We start from the raw sequence: 17,609 nt of genomic DNA on the forward strand, positions 1-17,609 counted from the left end.
CCCTACGGCGAAGCGTGCACCCCTGAGGAGTATTTGGGTACTCGGAAAGTCACCTTGGTGCCCGCGTCGACGGCGGTCTCCACGACCAGGCCGTACGCGTCGCCGTAGACCTGCCGCAGCCGGGCGTCGACGTTGCCGAGGCCGACCGAGTCGCTGCCGGACTCGCCGGACAACGCGGCCCGGATCACCTCGGGGTCGCTGCCGGCGCCGTCGTCCTCGACGCTGATCTCCGCCTCGTTGATCCGATCCCGCGCGTGGATCGTGATCCGGCCGACGCCAGTTGTACCTTCCAGACCATGCCGTACGGCGTTCTCGACCAGCGGCTGCACGACGAGGAAGGGGATGACCACCGGAAGAACCTCGGGCGCGATCAGCAGCGACACCTTGAGCCGGTCGCCGAATCTGGCCTGCTCCAGCACCAGATAGCGCTCCACGTTGCGCAGCTCGTCCGACAGTGTGGTGAACTCGCCGCCGCGCCGCAGCGCATACCGGGAGAAGTCCGCGAACTCGAGCAACAGCTCACGCGCCCGCTCCGGATCGGTCCGGACGAACGACGCGATCGCGGCCAGGGCGTTGTAGATGAAATGCGGGCTGATCTGCGCCCGCAGTGCGCGCAGCTCGGCCTCCATGGCACGAGTACGTTCCTTGTTGAGCTCCGCCAGCTCTACCTGGCCCGAGACCCAGCGGGCGACCTCTTCAGTCGCTCTGACCAGTGCAGCCGACGTGCGGATGCTGTACGCGACCAGTACCGCGACCACTCGCTCCTCGGTGACGATCGGCGCGACCACCGCCGTACGGATCGGGCATTGCGGATCGCCACAGGCCACGTCATGTGCGCCGAGCACCGCCGTACGTCCGGACCGCAGTGTTGGGGCCGCGATGGCCTTCGCATCACCACGGTGATTGCTCTCGTAGGGTCCACCGATGCCGTCCCATGCCAGTACGCCGGAGGAGTCGCAGATCGCGATGGCCGCCGTACCGAGGAGGTCTCTGAGGTGGCGGCTCGCCTTACCCGCCGCTGCGGGCGTCAGACCCTCGCGCAGGTGCGGCGTGGCCAGCGAGGCGGTATGCAGGGTCGCATACGTCGCCTTGTCAGCCGGAGTCCCGAAATGCTTCCGCCGCCGCGCGAACATGCCTCGACGGTAGCTGTTCAACCCTCCGCACGTGGTCTGAACGCGTCCAAGGCCTGGGTGTCGGAGTAGGTGTTCAGCAGATACTCGTCCACCCAGGCGCGGCGATCCGGGAACGCCGACTCGGCAACGATGCGTTCCGCAGCCTTCACCGCGTCGAGTGGTGCACGCCGCAGCTGCACGCCATCCGGAGTCAGCAGAGCCCAGCTCGGCCCGGGAGCGCCGTACGGCATGCCGACACTGCCGGCGTTGACCACCAGCCGCCGATCGACCTGCCGGGCGAACGGCATGTGCGTGTGCCCGCAGACGATTGTCCGGATGTCTGCAGGCACTCCGTCGAACACCGTGGCCCAGCGGGAGATCGGGCTGTCCACCAGCACCATCTCCTCGTCGTCGCGCGGCGTCGCATGGCAGAACACCGTGTCCCCGATCGTCACCGTGGTCGGCAACCCAGCCAGCAACTCCACCTGGTCCGCCCGCAACTGCTCAGCGGCCCAGGGACTCACCGCATCCGGCGCCTCGCGGTCGAACGCACCCCGGGCCATCTCCACCAGCTCCCGGTCGGCGTTCCCCCGAACCCACACCACCCGCTCACCCAACTCCGTGAGCAAGTCCAAGGTCTCCACCGGCTGCGGCCCGCTGGCGATGTCCCCCGCCAGCACGATCACATCGGCCGCCAGCACGTCCTCCTCGGCCAGCACCGCCTCCAACGCCGGCAACACGCCATGCACATCTGCCAGCACCGCTATCCGCTCCATGGCGTCAGTCTGCCCTCAAACCCCTTGCATCACAGGGGTATCTGCTCACGGCAGATCAACTGCCGATGAGCAGATTGCCCTTGGCCAGCGGCGTGGCGAGTTCGCAGGTGCCGGTCGGGATCGTGCAGCGGATGATCGAGGCGGGTGTCTCTTCGCCGTCATCGGCCAGGATCAGCAGGTGCTGGTCGTCTTCGGGGACCGTCTGCCGGAAGATCCCGGACCACTCGTGCAGCAGGGCGCCCGTCTTGGCGTCCAAGGCCGAAGCGACGCCGTTGCCATACCCGTCCTCGTAGAACGGACCGCCGAAGGCGGTCGAGCCGTCGAGGGTGAAGCCGTGGATCTGGTAGTCACAGGTACGCCAGAGCCGCGTGCCGGTCGCGACCTCGACGACGGTGGAGCAGCTGTTGTAGTCGGTCAGATTGCTCAGCGACGCGGCGAGCTTGCCGTCGCCGGTCAGGGCGGTCGCCTTCGGCACGGTCTTGATCGCGGTCGCCTTCGAGGCGCCCGGCACCCACTCGTACAGGGTCCAGGTGAGCGCGCCCTGGGCGGACTCGGCCCGGAAGTAGACCTTGCCGTCGACGTAGCCGAGCGGAACAGGATCCCAGACGTCCGGCAGGGTGAGCTTCTGGACCGATTCCTGCTCCGCGTAGATGACGGCGCCCGGCGTCGAGTCACTCTCCGCGGATCTGCGCAGGGCGACATAGGCGGCAGCCCGGCCGTCCTCGGTCGTCACGATCCTGGTGACGTCCGGGGTGTGCCGGAGCACCTTGCCGCTGAAGTCGTCGATCGTCAGCATCTCGGTGTCGGTGCCCTTGCTGACGACGGCCAGCACCGACTGGTTCAGGCGGGCGACGTCCTGGATGTCCTCCGTGCCCGGGACCTTCACGTCGCGGCCGGCTCCACCGCGGACCGTGCGGCCGGACAGGTAGGTGACCTGCGGGGCACGGCCCTGGGTGAGTTTGGCGAGCTCGACCTTGGTCTTGAGTGGACCGGACTTGGTGGGGGTGGGCTTCGGCGTCGGGGAACTCGATGGGGGCGCCGAAGGGGTTGCGGTCGGAGTGGGCGTCGGGGTGGGGGACGGCGTGCCGGAGAGCGGGGCGGCGTTGGCCAGGGCGTTGTCCTGGGGGCCCTGGCGGTAGGCGAGGGCTCCCCCGGTGGCGATGGCGGCCACGGCGACGGCTGCGACGAGGGCGATCAGCCCCCCGTACTTCTGCCGCATCAGCGGACTCCTAACGTCATGACCCGAGCAGCAGCGGTTCGGAGGACCACAGCCACCGGCGGCCGCTTTCGCGCTGCCACTCGTCCCATATCCATCCCCGTGTGACGCACCAAGACGCCCGATTGTTTGCTCCGGCGAGCGAGTCGCAGGAGCGATCGAGCATAATTGCGCCATGGACCAGCCACCGCGGATCGGCCGGTACTCCCTGGTCCGCCGGGTGGGTGCCGGGGGTTTCGCGACCGTTTGGCTGGCCCGCGACGAGCAACTGGACGCCGAGGTCGCGGTCAAGATCCTGTCCGAGAACTGGATCGAGGACGACGACGTCCGGCGCCGGTTCCTGGCCGAGGGGCGGTTCCTCCGCAAGGTCGACTCGCTGTACGTCGTCGGCGTGCACGACATCGGAGAGGCCGACGACGGACGCCCGTTCATGGTCCTCACGTACGCCGACGGCGGCACGCTCGCGGACCGGATCAAGGCCGGCCCGATGGAGTTCGCCGAGGTCGTGCGCATCATCACCCAGGTCGGCCGAGGGCTGAAGCACCTGCATGCCCGCGGCGTCCTGCACCGCGACGTGAAGCCGGCCAACGTGCTGTTCCACACCGATCCGGCCGGCGATCGGGCGATGCTGTCAGACCTCGGTCTGGGCAAGTCGCTGGCCGAGGTCTCCCGGATCACGTTGCCTGGCGGCACTCCGGCGTACGTCGCGCCCGAGCAGGTGCTCGGAGAGCGGCTGGACCAGCGTGCGGACCTGTACTCGCTCGGAGCGGTCGCGTACGCCGCCTTCACCGGACAGGCGCCGCACGGCGTGGCCAGCCTCGGTGCGGTGATGCAGATCGAGAAGCCACCGCCGTCGATGACCACATTGCGCGCGGACGTCCCGGACGCGATCGATGTTGTCGTACGCCGTGCCCTCGAGCCGAACCGGGACAAGCGCTGGCCGGACCTGGACAGCTTCCTCAACGCGTTGCGGGAGGCCCACACCACCGGGAAGGTCCCACCCGGGCTGGTCCCGGCCGACGAGATGCCCACACCGGTCCCCGCGACCGGTGCCGTCGATCAGGCGACGGCCCTGTCCGGAGCCAGCCAGCCAACAAGCGCGGCCGAGCCGACCAGCGTGAGCCAGTTGACGGACGCTGGTCAGCCAGCAAGTGCGGCCGAGCCGACCCAGCCGCCCAGGTCCAACCAGTCGACCGTCGCCACCCGACCGAAGCGGTCTGCTCGCTCCCGGGTGATCGCCGTCCTCGTCGCGCTCCTGCTGGCGGCCGCTGGAGGCTACGGCGGGTACCGCTACGTCCTGACTCGCCCAGTGAAGGTGACGACCGATCACCTGTCGGTCGATGTGCCGCGGTCCTGGTCGCAGAAGGCGGTTGACCCCGGCAAATCGCTGGTGGTGAGCACGAGCACGTCGACGTGGCAGACCAACTCGGACACCCAGGGTGTCTTCGTCGGGCTGGTCGCCTCGTCAACGCTGCCGAACAGCGCCAGCGCACCACCGGGATGCACAGCTGGCACCGCGGATCGTGGTCAGACAGCCGGCGGCGTGCAGATCGTCACCTTCCAGCACAGCTGCGACGGCCACCCGCCGGTCGTGGAGCAGTACCGGCAGGTGAACGACACGACGCAGCTTCGGATTCAGGTGCGCGGGGATACGAAGGAACGTCAGGCCGTACTGGATTCGGCGGCCTACACGCCTTAGGGGACGAGCGACGTCAGGGACGAGATGGTTGCCTTGTGCATGCGGGGGATGACGTTGAGGGTGGCCGAGTCCGAGGCGTAGAGGTATGAGCCGGACTCGTAGACCAGGTACGCCGTTCCGTTGTACTCGGTGATGCCCTCGGTCATGCTCGGCGCGCGGAAGCAGCTCAAGGCCGCCGCGTCGAGGTCCTTCTGGCCGCGCTTCACCACATAGATGTTGCTGCGGTTCCCGCGCCCGTACGACGTGCTGTAGATGAAGTGATTCGCGGTGACCGTCAGACCCTGCGTCTTGGTCGGCACCTCCCACGCACCGGCGACCGTGGTCAGGGTGCCGTCGTCGGCGATCTTGTACTCGTACATGGTGCCGCGGCCCGTCTCGTTGAACGTGCCGGCGAACAGTGAGTCCCCGTAGCTGCCGATGAACGATGCTCCGGCCACGTCCCGCGCGGTCCCCACCTGCGTGAGGTACGGCGTACCCGCTGCCTTCATGGCGTCGCGCAGCGCGGTCAGGCTGTACTTGCGGATGCTGCTACCGGCGCCGGACACGAACGCCCAGCCTTTGCTCACGGTGATGCCGCCGACGTGGGACTCGGCGATCGCCACGATGCCGACGGTGGAGCCGGTGGCCGGGTCGATGCCGTAGATCTGCGAGTCGGCGCCGTCGCGGTACGACCCGACCAGGAGCAGGTTCTTGCCGGAGCCGTCCCAGTTGTACCAAGTGCCCGCGCCCTGTGGGGTCTGCGTGCTCAGGTTGGGGATACTCGCGCTGTTGCTGAAGCGGGCGTCGTACTTCTTGGACGCGGACGGCCCGTCGTAGAACGTCGAGCCTCCGGTGGTGTCGGTGTCACAGCTGATCGCGGCGTGCGCCGGCAGTGCAGCGGTGAGCGCGGCGCCGGCCGTGATGAGGGCGGTGAGGATGGCTGAACGGCGTTTGGCCATGATGGGATCGTCTGGAGGTTGGGCGGAAACCTACGAGAATTCCAGATTAGATCGCCAATGAGTAACGCGCGAGGGTTTCCCGGGCGTCGGCTCCGCGAACGGACGCCGTACGGTAGGCGCATGACCGATCTGTCAGCGGCGATCGACCGCGTTCTGCCCAGTGTCCGTGCCGACCTCGAGGACCTCATCCGGATCCCGTCGGTCAGCTACGAACCGGCCCGTGCGGCCGACGTCCAGCGCTCCGCCGCGGCGACCGCGGCGCTGTTCGAGGCCGAGGGTTTCACGGTGAAGATCGTCCGGGTCAACGACGGCGCGCCCGCCGTGATCGCGAAGAAGGCCGCGCCGGCCGGGAAGCCGACCGTCCTCTTGTACGCGCACCACGATGTCCAGCCGACCGGACCGGTCGAGCAGTGGACGTCGGACCCGTTCGAACCGACCGAGCGGGGCGACCGGCTGTACGGCCGGGGCGCGGCCGACGACAAGGCGGGCATCGCCGCGCACCTGGCCGCCGTACGGGCCTTCGGCAACGACCTGCCCGTCGGCGTGACCGTGTTCGTCGAGGGCGAGGAGGAGATCGGCTCGCCGACTCTGCTGCAACTGCTGGACGAGTACTCCGACGAGCTCGCCGCCGACGCGATCGTGATCGCCGACTCGGGCAATTGGGACGTCGGCCGGCCGGCGCTGACGGTGTCGCTGCGCGGCCTGGTCGAGGCGTACGTCGAGGTGCGGACGCTCGATCACGCGGTCCACTCCGGGTTGTTCGGCGGTCCGATCCCGGATGCGCTGTCGACGCTGTGCAGGCTGCTGGCCACACTGCACGACGAGAAGGGTGACGTCGCGGTGGACGGGTTGCACGCCTCCCGGGCGGCGGAGGTGGAGTATCCCGAGGATCGGCTGCGGGCTGAGTCGAGTGTGCTGGAGTCCGTGCGACTGACCGGTTCGGGTTCGCTCGTCGACCGCCTGTGGACCCGCCCGTCGATCGCCGTACTGGGGATCGACGCACCGTCGGTCGCGGAGGCCAGCAACACGCTGGTGCCGGTCGCGCGGGCCAAGGTCAGCCTGCGGGTCGCGCCGGGCGACGACGCGACCAAGGCGAGTGCCGCGCTGAAGGAGCACCTCGAGTCGCACGCGTCCTGGGGTGCCCAGGTCACGGTCACCGAGGGACAGACCGGCCAGCCGTGCAGCGTCAACGCCCGCGGCGCCGGGTACGAGGCGGCCCGCTCCGCTTTCGCGACCGCGTGGGGCGTCGAGCCGATCGACATGGGCATGGGCGGCTCGATCCCGTTCATCGCGGAGTTCCAGCAGACCTTCCCGCAGGCCTCGATCCTGGTCACCGGCGTGGAGGATCCGGACACCCGCGCCCACGGCATCGACGAAGGTCTGCACCTCGCCGAGTTCGCCAAGGTCTGTCTCGCCGAGGCGTTATTGCTTCAAAACCTGGCAGACCAGGCGTGATCGGGCTTTCCGGCGACCCAGTGTTTGGCATAGGTTTCGGCGAGTGAAGATCGCAGTCGTGCGGGAGACCAGACCGGCCGAGCGCCGGGTCGCGCTGGTGCCGGAACAAGTCGCGAAACTCATCGAGCTCGGCTACGAGGTGGCGGTCGAGCCGGCCGCCGGGGAGCGCGCACTGTTCTCCGACGAGCAGTACCGCGACGCCGGTGCCGAGGTCGCCTGGGGTGCCGACCACGCGGCCACCATCGTGACGTCGGTGCAGCCGCTCGAGCGCGAGCGCCTGCAGCGGTTGCACGCCGGTACGGCGCTGATGTCGTTCCTGCCGACGAATCCGCCGGATGTGGTCCGGACCGCCACGCGGGCCAAGCTGACCGCGTTCGCGATGGAGCTCATCCCGCGGATCTCCCGGGCCCAGTCGATGGACGCGCTGTCCTCCCAGGCCCTGGTCGCCGGCTACCGGGCCGCGATCGTCGCGGCCGAGCGGCTGCCGCGTTTCTTCCCGCTGAACATGACCGCGGCCGGCACCGTCCCGCCGGCCCAGGTGCTCGTCCTCGGCGCCGGCGTGGCCGGCCTGCAGGCGATCGCGACCTGCAAGCGTCTCGGAGCGGTGGTCAAGGCGTACGACGTCCGTACGGCGGCCGCTGAGGAGATCGCCTCGGTGGGCGCCGTACCGATCGAACTGGAGCTCGGCACCCTCGACGGCCCCGGTGGATACGCCCGCGAGATGACGGCCGAGCGGGCTCAACTCCAGCGCGAGCTGCTCGCGCCGTACGTCGCCGCCGCGGACGCTCTGATCACGACAGCCGCCGTACCCGGCCGGACGGCGCCGATGCTGGTGTCGCGGTCGATGGTCGAGCAGATGAAGCCGGGGTCGGTCGTGGTCGACCTGGCGTCCGAGCAGGGCGGCAACGTCGAGGGATCCGTGGCCGGCACGGAACTGACGATCGGGAACGCGCTGGTCTGGGGTGGCGCGAACGTCGCGAGCCAGCTGGCCGGACCGGCCAGCCGGCTCTACGGTCAGAACCTCACCAACCTGATCCGGCTGATGACCCGCAATGCCGCCTTCGACCCCGACTTCAACGACGAGATCGTCCGCGGCTGCTGCGTCACCCACGACGGCAGCGTCCTGCACGAGCCAACCCGCGAACTCCTAGAAGGACAGGGCCTGTGAGTGAGTCCATCGCGCTGCTGACGATCTTCGTGCTGGCCGCGTTCGTCGGGGTCGAGGTGATCAGCAAGGTCTCCTCGACCCTGCACACCCCGCTGATGTCCGGGGCGAACGCGATCCACGGCGTCATCCTGGTCGGCGCCATCATCGTCACCGGGCAGGCCGACTCGACGATCGTGGTGATCGTCGGGCTGCTGGCCGTCGTACTGGCGACGGTGAACATGGTCGGCGGGTTCGTGGTCACCGACCGGATGCTGGAGATGTTCAAAGGTCCGGGCGCTCGCAAGAAGGAGCTGCACAAGTGATCCCCACCTGGGCCCAGATCGGTTATCTGGTCGCCGCGGTCTGCTTCATCGTCGCCCTGAAGGCGCTGTCGTCGCCGCGGAGCGCCCGGGCCGGCAACCTGCTCGGCGCCGCGGGTGCGGTGCTCGCGGTGATCATCACGTTCGTCGCGTACAAGCCGGACCACCTGGCCCCGATCCTGATCGCGCTCGCGGTCGGCACGGTCGGCGGCGTGGTCGGGTCACGGCGGGTGCAGATGACGCACATGCCGCAGCTCGTTGCCTTGTTCAACGGCGTCGGCGGCGGCGCGGCGGCGCTGGTCGCGTTGATCGAGCTGGGCGAGGTCTCCGACGACGCGACGGTGGCGGCGATTGCCTCGGCATTCACGATCCTGGTCGGTGCGGTCAGCTTCTCCGGTTCGGTGGTGACGTTCACCAAGCTGCAGGAGCTGATGACGACGCGGCCGGTGACGTTCCCCGGCCTGCCGGTGCTGTTCATCGCCTCGATCCTCGGCGGTCTCGCGCTGGCCGGCTGGCTGGTCTCCGATCCGCGCGTGTGGGTCGGCGTACTGCTCTGCCTGGTCGGTCTCGCGATCGGTGTGATGCTGGTGCTGCCGGTGGGCGGGGCCGACGTACCGATCGTCATCTCGCTGCTGAACGCGTTCACCGGTCTGACGGTGGCCGCGAGTGGTTACGTGCTCGGCAACACGCTGCTGCTGGTGGCGGGCACGCTGGTCGGCGCGGCCGGTACGTTGCTGACCAAGCTGATGGCCGACGCGATGGGGCGGTCGGTCTTCAACATCCTCTTCGGTGCCGTCCGCGGCGGGTCGACACTGGGTGCCGGCACGGTGTCCGAGCGGCCGGTGATCTCGGGTGGCGCGGAGGACGTCGCGATCCTGCTCGGGTACGCGAACCGGGTCATCATCGTGCCCGGGTACGGTCTCGCGGTCGCCCAGGCCCAGCACACCCTGCGCGACCTGGTCGAGGAGCTGCAGAGCCGCGGCGTCAAGGTCGACTACGCGATCCACCCGGTCGCGGGCCGGATGCCCGGCCACATGAACGTGCTGTTGGCCGAGGCTCAGGTCCCCTACGACCAGCTTCGCGAGATGGACGACATCAACGGCGACTTCAAGTCCACGGACGTCGTCCTGGTCGTCGGTGCCAACGACGTAGTCAACCCAGCAGCCCGCAACACTCCGTCGGCCCCCATCTACGGCATGCCCATCCTGAACGCCGACGAGGCCCAGCGAGTCATCTTCCTCAAACGCTCCATGCGCCCCGGTTTCGCCGGCATCGAGAACGAACTCCTCTACGACCCCCGAACCACCCTCCTGTTCGGCGACGCCCGAGACTCCCTGACCAAACTCCTGGCCGCCCTCAAGACGGTCTGACTCGGGGATTTCGTTGTCACCTGGGAAAGTCGCGAACTACACCACGTGCTGAGCCTTTGTGGCAAATCGTTGACACTTCCGGACTGGACGGCTTTCAAGCGGTCCAGTCCGGTTTCTTGCCCACGCCGATAGTTGTTGACGACGACCTGGCCGCCTGCGGCCAACGACCCACCCCGGCCACCGCGGATCGTTGACCCCCAACTTGCGCCTCTGTTTGACTTCGGGCGATGAGGAATATGGGCCGCGCGCGCCAGTCCCTCTCGCCGCCCATCACAGAGGAGATCATTTTGTGCTGCCCATCCAGCAAACCCCGCCGCGCCTGGGACTGGGGCTGACTAATCCACCCACCCACGCTGCGCCGGCCGAACCCCTAACTCAAACCGCCCCGAAGCCCCCACCTGCTCACTCAATTTCGCAGCCATCCGCCGAACAGTCCGCAGAGAAAACCCCAACTTCCGCCCAACCTGCTCGTCGGTCGCGCCCTGTACGAGGAGGCCGAGAAATGCTCTCTCTTGGTCGTTGATACCTCCTTGCCGTTAATCCGATGCGCGGCGAAGGGGTCGACTGCCCTGGCCCAGTAGCTAAGGAAGAGTTCCTGGGCCATCCTGACTACCGCTCGGCTGTGGTGCACCACCGCGCCAACGGATGGGTCGTCAGGATCGATCCCCAAGACCACGGACTCCCCATCGAAGATGACCAACTTCGGGGGTACGGTCGGCATCGTCCGGAACTGTGAGCCGAATCCCAGTAGGTAGCGGAAATGCCTCCGGACGGCCGTAATATTCAGGACAGATTCGGCCATCAGAGTGCGCGCATCTACTCCGCGCTCGAGGAATGGAATGTCCGGACTTTCGTGCGGCTCATGGGATGGCGCGACGTGAGGCGGTGGGAGAATTGCCCACACCGATTTGGTGGGTTGGAAATGCTGCATGCGTTGGTACGCCTTGTCGCGGCCCTCGAGCACCTCAACATCCGCGACATTGGATTGCCTGACGAACTCACTTAGTCCGCGACGAAGTGGCTCGCTGCCTGCTGGTCGTGGCGAAGTGTGTTCACCATGGCATCAATTGCCTGTTGGCGCCTGGCGGCGAGGCGCTCGAATCCCACAGCAGGGTGCAAGGGGTATTCCTCGTCTGCAGCGCTCCAGCGAGGAACAAGCAGGCCCAGTTTGCGGAGCGGATCAAGTTCGGCAATCGCCTCGTCTGCGCTGAGTTGGAGTTCGGTGCAAAGATCCAGCAATCTGTTGCGTCGGATCAGCTCTGGCCGCTGCAACAACGCTCGATAAACGGTGAGGGTGCGCTCCGCCAAACCTAACGATTCGAACAAGCCGGCCCTCGGACTAGACCCAGCCACGCTTGGCAGCAGCCACGCCGAGTTCGAAGCGGCTCGCGGCATCGAGGCGTTCGGAGAGGTTGGCGGTGATGCGGCGGGCGGTGCGGAGCGAGATGCCGAGCAGACGGGCGACCTGTTCGTCCTTGGCTCCGCCGGCGAGGAGACGCAGTACCTCGGCCTCGTGCGGAGTGAGGGGGCTGTCGTCGTCGCGCTCGTCCGGGTCGAACATCTCGGTCGCGCGCGCCCAGTAGGCGTCGAACAGGGCGAGAGCAACGGAGACGACCGCGGGGGTGCGGTGGATGACTGCGCCGGCCGTCGGGTTCTCGGGGTCCATCGGCATGATCGCGATCTCCTGGTCGAAGATCAGCAGACGCATCGGAAGCGTGGGGGTAGCCCGCACTTCACCGCCGAGTCGGTGGATCATCGCGGCGTAGTCGTGCGCCTGCTTCGATGTGGTCATACTCTGCAGGTAGACCGTCCGCATCTTCAGCCCTCGCTCGAGCAGGGGCAGATCCGGCGATCGCTCGAGCGGCAGGATCGTGTCGTCCACGTGTGCGGGCAGCAGGCCCCAGAACGACTCGGTCGCCTTCAGACCAAGCTCCTCGATGCGGCGAGAGGCATTCGCGCGCCCCTGGAGGACCTCGACGTCACCACTACTACGGGACGTGAGTAGCTCGTTGTACTGCTCGGCGACTACTTCGGCTGTTGCCTCGGCCTCCTTGAGTTCACCGAGCATCTTGTTGAGCTCCGCACGGCGCCGTTCAGCCAGCCCGGTCAGCCCTACGCGTGGATGGACGGCGTGCTCGCCCTCGGGGTTGGTCCAGGTCGGCACCAGCAACTCCAGGTCCCGGAGCCTGTCCATCAGTTCGATCACGCCGGTCAATGGACTATTTACTAGCGCGGCAATCTGCTCCGGCGTACTGTCTGGGTGGCTGAGCAGGGCGTGGTAGACCGCAAAGGTGGCTTCGTCCACACCCAGCGGTTCGAGCACGATCCCTCTCCTCCAGAACTTGTCGGAACCGACCATATACAGAGTGCGTCGACAAAGAGCACTCAATAGATCGGGTCGGATTATTTCGAAAGGGCTGCTTGTGATCAAGAAGTTGCTGACAGTAGCTAGTTTGGCGCTTGTGCTCGGGGCGCTCTCACCGCTCGCGGCCGACGCCGCCTACCCGGAATGCGGTCCAGCTGGAGTGTGCTGGCTGTCGTAAGGAGTTGTTGTGGCCGCCGGGCGAGTCTGCGTGCTGGACCCGCCCGGACGGTGCACCTGTCCGCGTCCCGTAGACTGCTGGTGTGGCTCGTGGCGATGGTCGGCTTACTCATGAACTTGACCCTCAGGACCTGGGGCCGCAGGACGCGTGTGGCGTCTTCGGGGTCTGGGCTCCTGGCGAAGAGGTTGCCAAGCTCACCTATTTCGGGCTCTACGCCTTGCAGCATCGCGGGCAGGAGTCGGCGGGGATCGCGGTCAGTAACGGCAGCCAGATTCTGGTCTACAAGGACATGGGGCTGGTCAGTCAGGCGTTCGACGAGGCGACGCTCGCGTCGCTCCGAGGGCATATCGCGATCGGGCACTGCCGCTACTCGACGACCGGGTCCAGTGTCTGGGCGAACGCGCAGCCGACCTTCCGGTCCACCGCGAGCGGCTCGATCGCGCTCGGTCACAACGGCAACCTGACCAACACCGGTGAACTGGCCGCCAGTCTGAACGGCGAGGGTGATCTCGATCTCGGCCTGGACGTCGAGGTCGAGCACGCGAAGGCGAACGCCAAGCACAGCGCCTCGTCCGACACCGACATCCTCACCTCGATGCTCGCCGGCTACCCGGACCTCACCATCGAGCAGGCCGCCGCGAAGGTGCTGCCGAAGGTCAAGGGCGCCTACAGCCTGATCTTCATGGACGAGAACACCCTGTACGCCGCTCGCGACCCGCAGGGCATCCGCCCGTTGGTGCTGGGCCGGCTGGAGCGCGGCTGGGTGATCGCCAGCGAGACCGCGGCCCTCGACATCGTCGGCGCGAGCTTCATCCGCGAGGTCGAGCCGGGTGAGATCGTCGCGATCGACGCCGAGGGGCTCCGCTCGACCAAGTTCGCCGAGCCGGACCCGAAGGGCTGTCTGTTCGAGTTCGTCTACCTGGCCCGCCCGGACACTCAGATCTCCGGCCAGCGGATCCACTCCACCCGAGTCGAGATCGGCCGCCGGTTGGCGCGTGAGCACCCGGCCGAGGCCGACCTCGTCATAGCCACCCCGGAGTCCGGCGTACCGGGCGCGATCGGGTACGCCGAAGAGTCCGGCATCCCGTACGGGTCCGGCCTGGTCAAGAACGCGTACGTCGGCCGCACGTTCATCCAGCCGAGTCAGACCATCCGCCAGCTCGGCATCCGGCTCAAGCTGAACCCGCTGCGCGAGGTGATCGAGGGCAAGCGGCTGGTTGTGGTCGACGACACGATCGTGCGCGGCAACACCCAGCGCGCGGTGATCCGGATGCTGCGTGAAGCCGGCGCGAGGGAGATCCACGTCCGGATCACCGCGCCGCCGGTGAAGTGGCCGTGCTTCTACGGCATCGACTTCGCCAGCCGCGCGGAACTGATCGCGAACGGCTTGAACACCGAGGAGATCTGCCGCTCGCTCGGCGCCGACTCGCTCGGGTACATCAGCCTGGATGTGTTGGTCGAGGCGACCACGGTGCCGAAGGAGCGGCTCTGCCGCGCCTGCTTCGACGGTGTCTACCCCGTCGCACTACCGGAGCCGGAGCAGCTCGGCAAGCACCTGCTCGAGCTGCCGGTGGCCACCGACGCCGACGGGCTGGCCACGGTTTCCGGCGGTGGTGGCGCCGCCGACGCGCTCAGCCGCCCGTAGTACGCCGTACCAAGGAGAGAAGAACGTGAGTCAAGGCGCGAGCTACGCCGCGGCCGGAGTCGACATCGAGGCCGGTGACCGGGCCGTCGAGCTGATGAAGGAGTGGGTGGCCAAGGCGACCCGCCCGGAGGTGGTCGGCGGGCTCGGCGGGTTCGCCGGGCTGTTCGACGCGACCGCGCTGACGTCGTACCGGCGGCCGCTGCTGGCGACCTCGACCGACGGGATCGGGACCAAGGTCGCGATCGCGCAGAAGCTGGACAAGCACGACACGATCGGGTTCGACCTGGTCGGGATGGTCGTCGACGACCTGGTCGTGTGCGGCGCCGAGCCGCTGTTCATGACCGACTACATCTGCACCGGCAAGGTGGTCCCGGAGACGATCGCGCAGATCGTGAAGGGCATCGCCGAGGCGTGCGTCGAGGCCGGTACGGCGCTCGTCGGCGGAGAGACCGCGGAACACCCCGGCCTGCTCGAGCCGGACGAGTACGACGTGGCCGGCGCGGCGACCGGTGTGGTCGAGGCCGACGAGGTGCTCGGCGCGGAGCGGGTGCGCGCGGGCGATGTCGTCGTGGCGATGGCGTCGTCGGGGCTGCACTCGAACGGGTACAGCCTGGTCCGGCACGTGTTCTTCGAGCGGGCCAAGTGGACGCTGGACCGGGAGGTCCCGGAGCTGGGCGCCACGCTCGGCGAGGTGCTGCTGACGCCGACCCGGGTGTACGCCAAGCACTGCCTGGAGCTGATCCAGGAGCTGAACGCCGGGGACGAACGACCGCTGCACGCGATGTCACACATCACCGGCGGTGGCTTCGCGGCGAACCTGGCGCGGGTGATCCCGGACGAGCTGTCAGTCCGTATCGACCGGTCCACGTGGTCGCCGGCGCCGATCTTCGGCCTGGTCGGGTTGCTCGGCGACGTCGCACTGCCGGAGCTGGAGAAGACCCTGAACATGGGCGCCGGCATGGTCGCCGTACTCGACCCGTCCGCAGCCGATGCCGCGATCGCCGCACTGGCGGCGCGCGACATCCCGGCCTGGGTGTGCGGTGAGGTCACCGCGAACGCCGGTGGCACGGTCACCCTCGAGGGCACCTACGCGAAGTAGGCCCCGCCTACCCCGAGATCACGGCACGCAGGAGCGCGCCGAGGTTTCAGGGTAGGCGGCACTGCATCGGGTACTGCTGGTGTGGTGGAACTCGTCGGCGCACGGTGAACTGCTCAGGCACCCTGGTGGGTGCTGAGCAGTCAGCCGGGCTGGTGTTGCTTACCGACGGGGGTGGTAGTCGTCGGCGTCGTAGTCGTCGCCGTCGTTCTCGCCGTTGGCAGAACGGTCGCCACCTTGGTCGCCGCCGGACAGCTCACGCTTGAGCTGGTCCAAGTCGGTGTCCCAGGTGCGGTACTTCAGGTCGCGAGCGACCTTCGTCTGCTTGGCCTTTGCACGGCCGCGCCCCATAGCGTCGACCCCCTCGCACAAGTCAACCGGGTACGCAGCGTGGCGCCCACGGATCAGTCGTCAGTAATCGTGGTTAAAGGATACCCGGAGCGGGGGATCGACACACGCACCGCCCCCTGGCTGGAATCCGGAGAGGTCCGATCACACCGCCGGCGGGGTGGGCCGGTCCCCTCAAACCGGCCCACCCCGCCGCGTTCGGCCCCGTTACTTGACCTCGCGACGTGAGCTTGCCCACAGTCCGACGATGGTCGGGACGACGATCCAGACCCCGACCGCGACCAGCGTCTCGGGCAGCATCCCGTGCAGATCACGCTCCGCGATCCGGCCGAAGGCGCCGAACAGGTCCAGCCAGTTCGCGTTGTCCTTGAACAGCGCCGGCCCGGCCAGCGACCAGGCGGTCGGAGCGATGAAGTACACCAGGATCGCGACCGCGGTCTGGGCGATCACCGCACCGAAGGCGGCGCCCATCACCACGTTCAGCGCGACAGTCAGGTAGGCCCCGGCGAGCTGTCCGCCGAGTCCGGCGTACGTCGTTGTGTGGTCGGTGACCGCTCCGGCCAGCGCAGTACCGGCGAACGCGAGTACGACGACCGCGGTCATCACCACGACACTCAGCACGATCGCGGAGACGAACTTGGCCAGCTGGACCCGCACCCGGCGGGGCGACAGCGTGAACGTGGTCAGCGCGGTCCGCTGGGTCCACTCGCTGGTCATCGCCATCACGCCGATCACCGGCAGGATCAGCATGACGCCGGTCGATGCGGCGCCGAGGAAGCCGTCGAAGCCGGCCGGCCCCTCCGGCAGGTGAGTGAGCTGCCAGGTGATCGCGACCGCCGCGAGCAACAGGATCGCCGCGATCAGGACCCGGCCGCTGCGGGTGTTCACGGACTTGCGCAGCTCGATGGTGACGAGTTTCAGGAAGGACTGCCCGCGGGCCGGTGGCAGCGCGGTCGCCACCTCGGCCCGGTGCTTCGCAGGCGCCGTGGGCGCGATGTCAGTGACGGTGGTCATGAGTATGAGCTCCAAGAAGTAGGTGTGATCAGGCCGCTGCGGCGACCGGGGCGGTCAGCTGGAAGAACAGGTCCTCCAGGCCGGCACCGTCGCTCTGGCGGAGTTCGAGAAGGATCTGACCGGCGGCCGCGGCGGCCCGCCCGACCTGCTCGGCGGTGGCGTCGACCCGCAGCGCGCCGTCGTGCAGCGGCTCGAGGTCCAGGCCGGCGGCGGTCAGGGCCTGGTTCAGGCCGATCGGGTCGAGACCGCGGACGAGCGTGCCGGTCCCGGCCAGCAACTCCTGCAGCGAGCCGTTGGCGACGATCCGGCCGCCGCCGATGACGACCAGCCGGTCGACCGTCGCCTGCACCTCGCCCAGCAGGTGGCTGGACAGGATCACTGTGCCGCCGCGGGCAGCGAAGTCCTGCAGCAGACCGCGCATCCACCGGATGCCTTCCGGGTCCATGCCGTTGGCCGGCTCGTCGAGAATCAGTACGGCGGGATCGCCCAGCAGCGCCGAAGCGATACCGAGCCGCTGCCGCATGCCGAGCGAGTACTGCCCGACGCGGCGCTTCGCGGCGTCGCTGAGTCCGACCGCCTCGAGCATCTCGTCGGTGCGGCCCTTCGGGACGCCGAGCAGGCTCGCGTTCAGCAGCAGCGTCTCCCGGCCGGTGCGGCCGGGGTGCTGCGCGGCGGCGTCGAGCATGACCCCGACTACCCGGCCCGGATTCGGCAGGTCGGCGTACCGCTTGCCGGTGATGGTCGCGGTGCCGGACGACGGCGGGGTGAGCCCGGTCAGCATCCGCAGTGTGGTGGACTTGCCGGCGCCGTTCGGGCCGAGGAAGCCGGTGATGCTGCCGGGCTGGACCGTGAACGAAACATCCTGGACAGCCGTGGTGCTGCCGTAGCGCTTGGTCAGATTCTCGACGGTGATCATGGCAACGAGTCAAC

At 68.2% G+C, this 17,609-nt stretch carries 16 protein-coding genes; 7 read left to right on the forward strand and 9 right to left on the reverse strand.

Going from position 1 to position 17,609, the window contains the following annotated elements:
• Window positions 1–2 precede the first annotated feature (2 nt).
• Genes OG558_RS14550 through OG558_RS14560 form a run of 3 tightly spaced genes read right to left on the reverse strand, consistent with a single transcriptional unit; the run spans window position 3 to window position 3,107 of the window.
• A complete protein-coding gene (locus OG558_RS14550; RefSeq protein ID WP_405070731.1) occupies window positions 3–1,133 on the reverse strand; it encodes a histidine kinase in 1,131 nt (376 codons plus the stop codon).
• Between the two features lie 17 nt (window positions 1,134–1,150).
• Window positions 1,151–1,888, reverse strand: a complete 738-nt coding sequence (locus OG558_RS14555) for a metallophosphoesterase family protein (RefSeq protein ID WP_405070732.1) — start codon at window positions 1,886–1,888, stop codon at window positions 1,151–1,153.
• Between the two features lie 55 nt (window positions 1,889–1,943).
• Window positions 1,944–3,107, reverse strand: coding sequence for a hypothetical protein (locus OG558_RS14560; protein WP_405070733.1), 1,164 nt, complete (start codon window positions 3,105–3,107; stop codon window positions 1,944–1,946).
• A gap of 172 nt (window positions 3,108–3,279) precedes the next feature.
• Between OG558_RS14560 and OG558_RS14565 the strand changes: the two genes are divergently transcribed.
• Entirely contained in the window at window positions 3,280–4,803 is a 1,524-nt protein-coding gene (locus OG558_RS14565; protein ID WP_405070734.1) for a serine/threonine-protein kinase, read from the forward strand.
• Here the strand turns inward: OG558_RS14565 and OG558_RS14570 are convergent.
• Window positions 4,800–5,741 (reverse strand): hypothetical protein, encoded by a 942-nt coding sequence (locus OG558_RS14570; protein ID WP_405070735.1) that lies wholly within the window; start codon window positions 5,739–5,741, stop codon window positions 4,800–4,802. The two genes, OG558_RS14565 and OG558_RS14570, sit on opposite strands and share 4 nt — an antisense overlap.
• 120 nt (window positions 5,742–5,861) lie before the next feature.
• Between OG558_RS14570 and OG558_RS14575 the strand changes: the two genes are divergently transcribed.
• The 4 genes from OG558_RS14575 to OG558_RS14590 are packed head-to-tail and all read left to right on the forward strand — an operon-like array spanning window position 5,862 to window position 10,033.
• Window positions 5,862–7,196: a dipeptidase gene (locus OG558_RS14575; protein WP_405070736.1), complete on the forward strand. Its 1,335-nt coding sequence runs from the start codon at window positions 5,862–5,864 to the stop codon at window positions 7,194–7,196.
• Between the two features lie 43 nt (window positions 7,197–7,239).
• Complete coding sequence (locus tag OG558_RS14580) at window positions 7,240–8,364, forward strand: NAD(P) transhydrogenase subunit alpha (protein ID WP_329483764.1); 1,125 nt, start codon at window positions 7,240–7,242, stop codon at window positions 8,362–8,364.
• Entirely contained in the window at window positions 8,361–8,666 is a 306-nt protein-coding gene (locus tag OG558_RS14585) for an NAD(P) transhydrogenase subunit alpha (RefSeq protein WP_328525458.1), read from the forward strand. The genes OG558_RS14580 and OG558_RS14585 overlap by 4 nt, the downstream gene beginning before the upstream one ends.
• Window positions 8,663–10,033, forward strand: coding sequence for an NAD(P)(+) transhydrogenase (Re/Si-specific) subunit beta (locus tag OG558_RS14590; RefSeq protein ID WP_405070737.1), 1,371 nt, complete (start codon window positions 8,663–8,665; stop codon window positions 10,031–10,033). The genes OG558_RS14585 and OG558_RS14590 overlap by 4 nt, the downstream gene beginning before the upstream one ends.
• A 1,002-nt stretch (window positions 10,034–11,035) precedes the next feature.
• Here the strand turns inward: OG558_RS14590 and OG558_RS14595 are convergent.
• Both OG558_RS14595 and OG558_RS14600 read right to left on the reverse strand, forming a co-directional pair.
• The gene (locus OG558_RS14595; RefSeq protein WP_405070738.1) at window positions 11,036–11,341 is read right to left on the reverse strand and encodes a hypothetical protein; all 306 of its coding nucleotides are present in this window, start codon (window positions 11,339–11,341) and stop codon (window positions 11,036–11,038) included.
• A 31-nt stretch (window positions 11,342–11,372) separates the two neighbouring features.
• Window positions 11,373–12,356, reverse strand: a complete 984-nt coding sequence (locus OG558_RS14600; protein ID WP_405070739.1) for a LuxR C-terminal-related transcriptional regulator — start codon at window positions 12,354–12,356, stop codon at window positions 11,373–11,375.
• 302 nt (window positions 12,357–12,658) lie between these two features.
• Between OG558_RS14600 and purF the strand changes: the two genes are divergently transcribed.
• Window positions 12,659–14,221, forward strand: coding sequence for an amidophosphoribosyltransferase (gene purF / locus OG558_RS14605; RefSeq protein WP_405070740.1), 1,563 nt, complete (start codon window positions 12,659–12,661; stop codon window positions 14,219–14,221).
• A gap of 25 nt (window positions 14,222–14,246) precedes the next feature.
• Window positions 14,247–15,320, forward strand: coding sequence for a phosphoribosylformylglycinamidine cyclo-ligase (gene purM / locus OG558_RS14610; protein ID WP_405070741.1), 1,074 nt, complete (start codon window positions 14,247–14,249; stop codon window positions 15,318–15,320).
• 159 nt (window positions 15,321–15,479) lie between these two features.
• On the opposite strand, the gene OG558_RS14615 is transcribed toward purM, so the two are convergent.
• The 3 genes from OG558_RS14615 to OG558_RS14625 all read right to left on the reverse strand — a co-directional run bounded on the left by OG558_RS14615 (window position 15,480) and on the right by OG558_RS14625 (window position 17,595).
• Window positions 15,480–15,668, reverse strand: coding sequence for a DUF3073 domain-containing protein (locus OG558_RS14615; protein WP_329483770.1), 189 nt, complete (start codon window positions 15,666–15,668; stop codon window positions 15,480–15,482).
• A 204-nt stretch (window positions 15,669–15,872) separates the two neighbouring features.
• The gene (locus OG558_RS14620; protein WP_405070742.1) at window positions 15,873–16,679 is read right to left on the reverse strand and encodes an ABC transporter permease; all 807 of its coding nucleotides are present in this window, start codon (window positions 16,677–16,679) and stop codon (window positions 15,873–15,875) included.
• Between the two features lie 28 nt (window positions 16,680–16,707).
• The gene (locus tag OG558_RS14625) at window positions 16,708–17,595 is read right to left on the reverse strand and encodes an ABC transporter ATP-binding protein (RefSeq protein ID WP_405070743.1); all 888 of its coding nucleotides are present in this window, start codon (window positions 17,593–17,595) and stop codon (window positions 16,708–16,710) included.
• Window positions 17,596–17,609: the final 14 nt, after the last annotated feature.

The sequence above is a fragment of the Kribbella sp. NBC_01510 genome, from assembly GCF_045040325.1.
In the GTDB taxonomy this organism is placed as follows: Bacteria; Actinomycetota; Actinomycetes; order Propionibacteriales; family Kribbellaceae; genus Kribbella.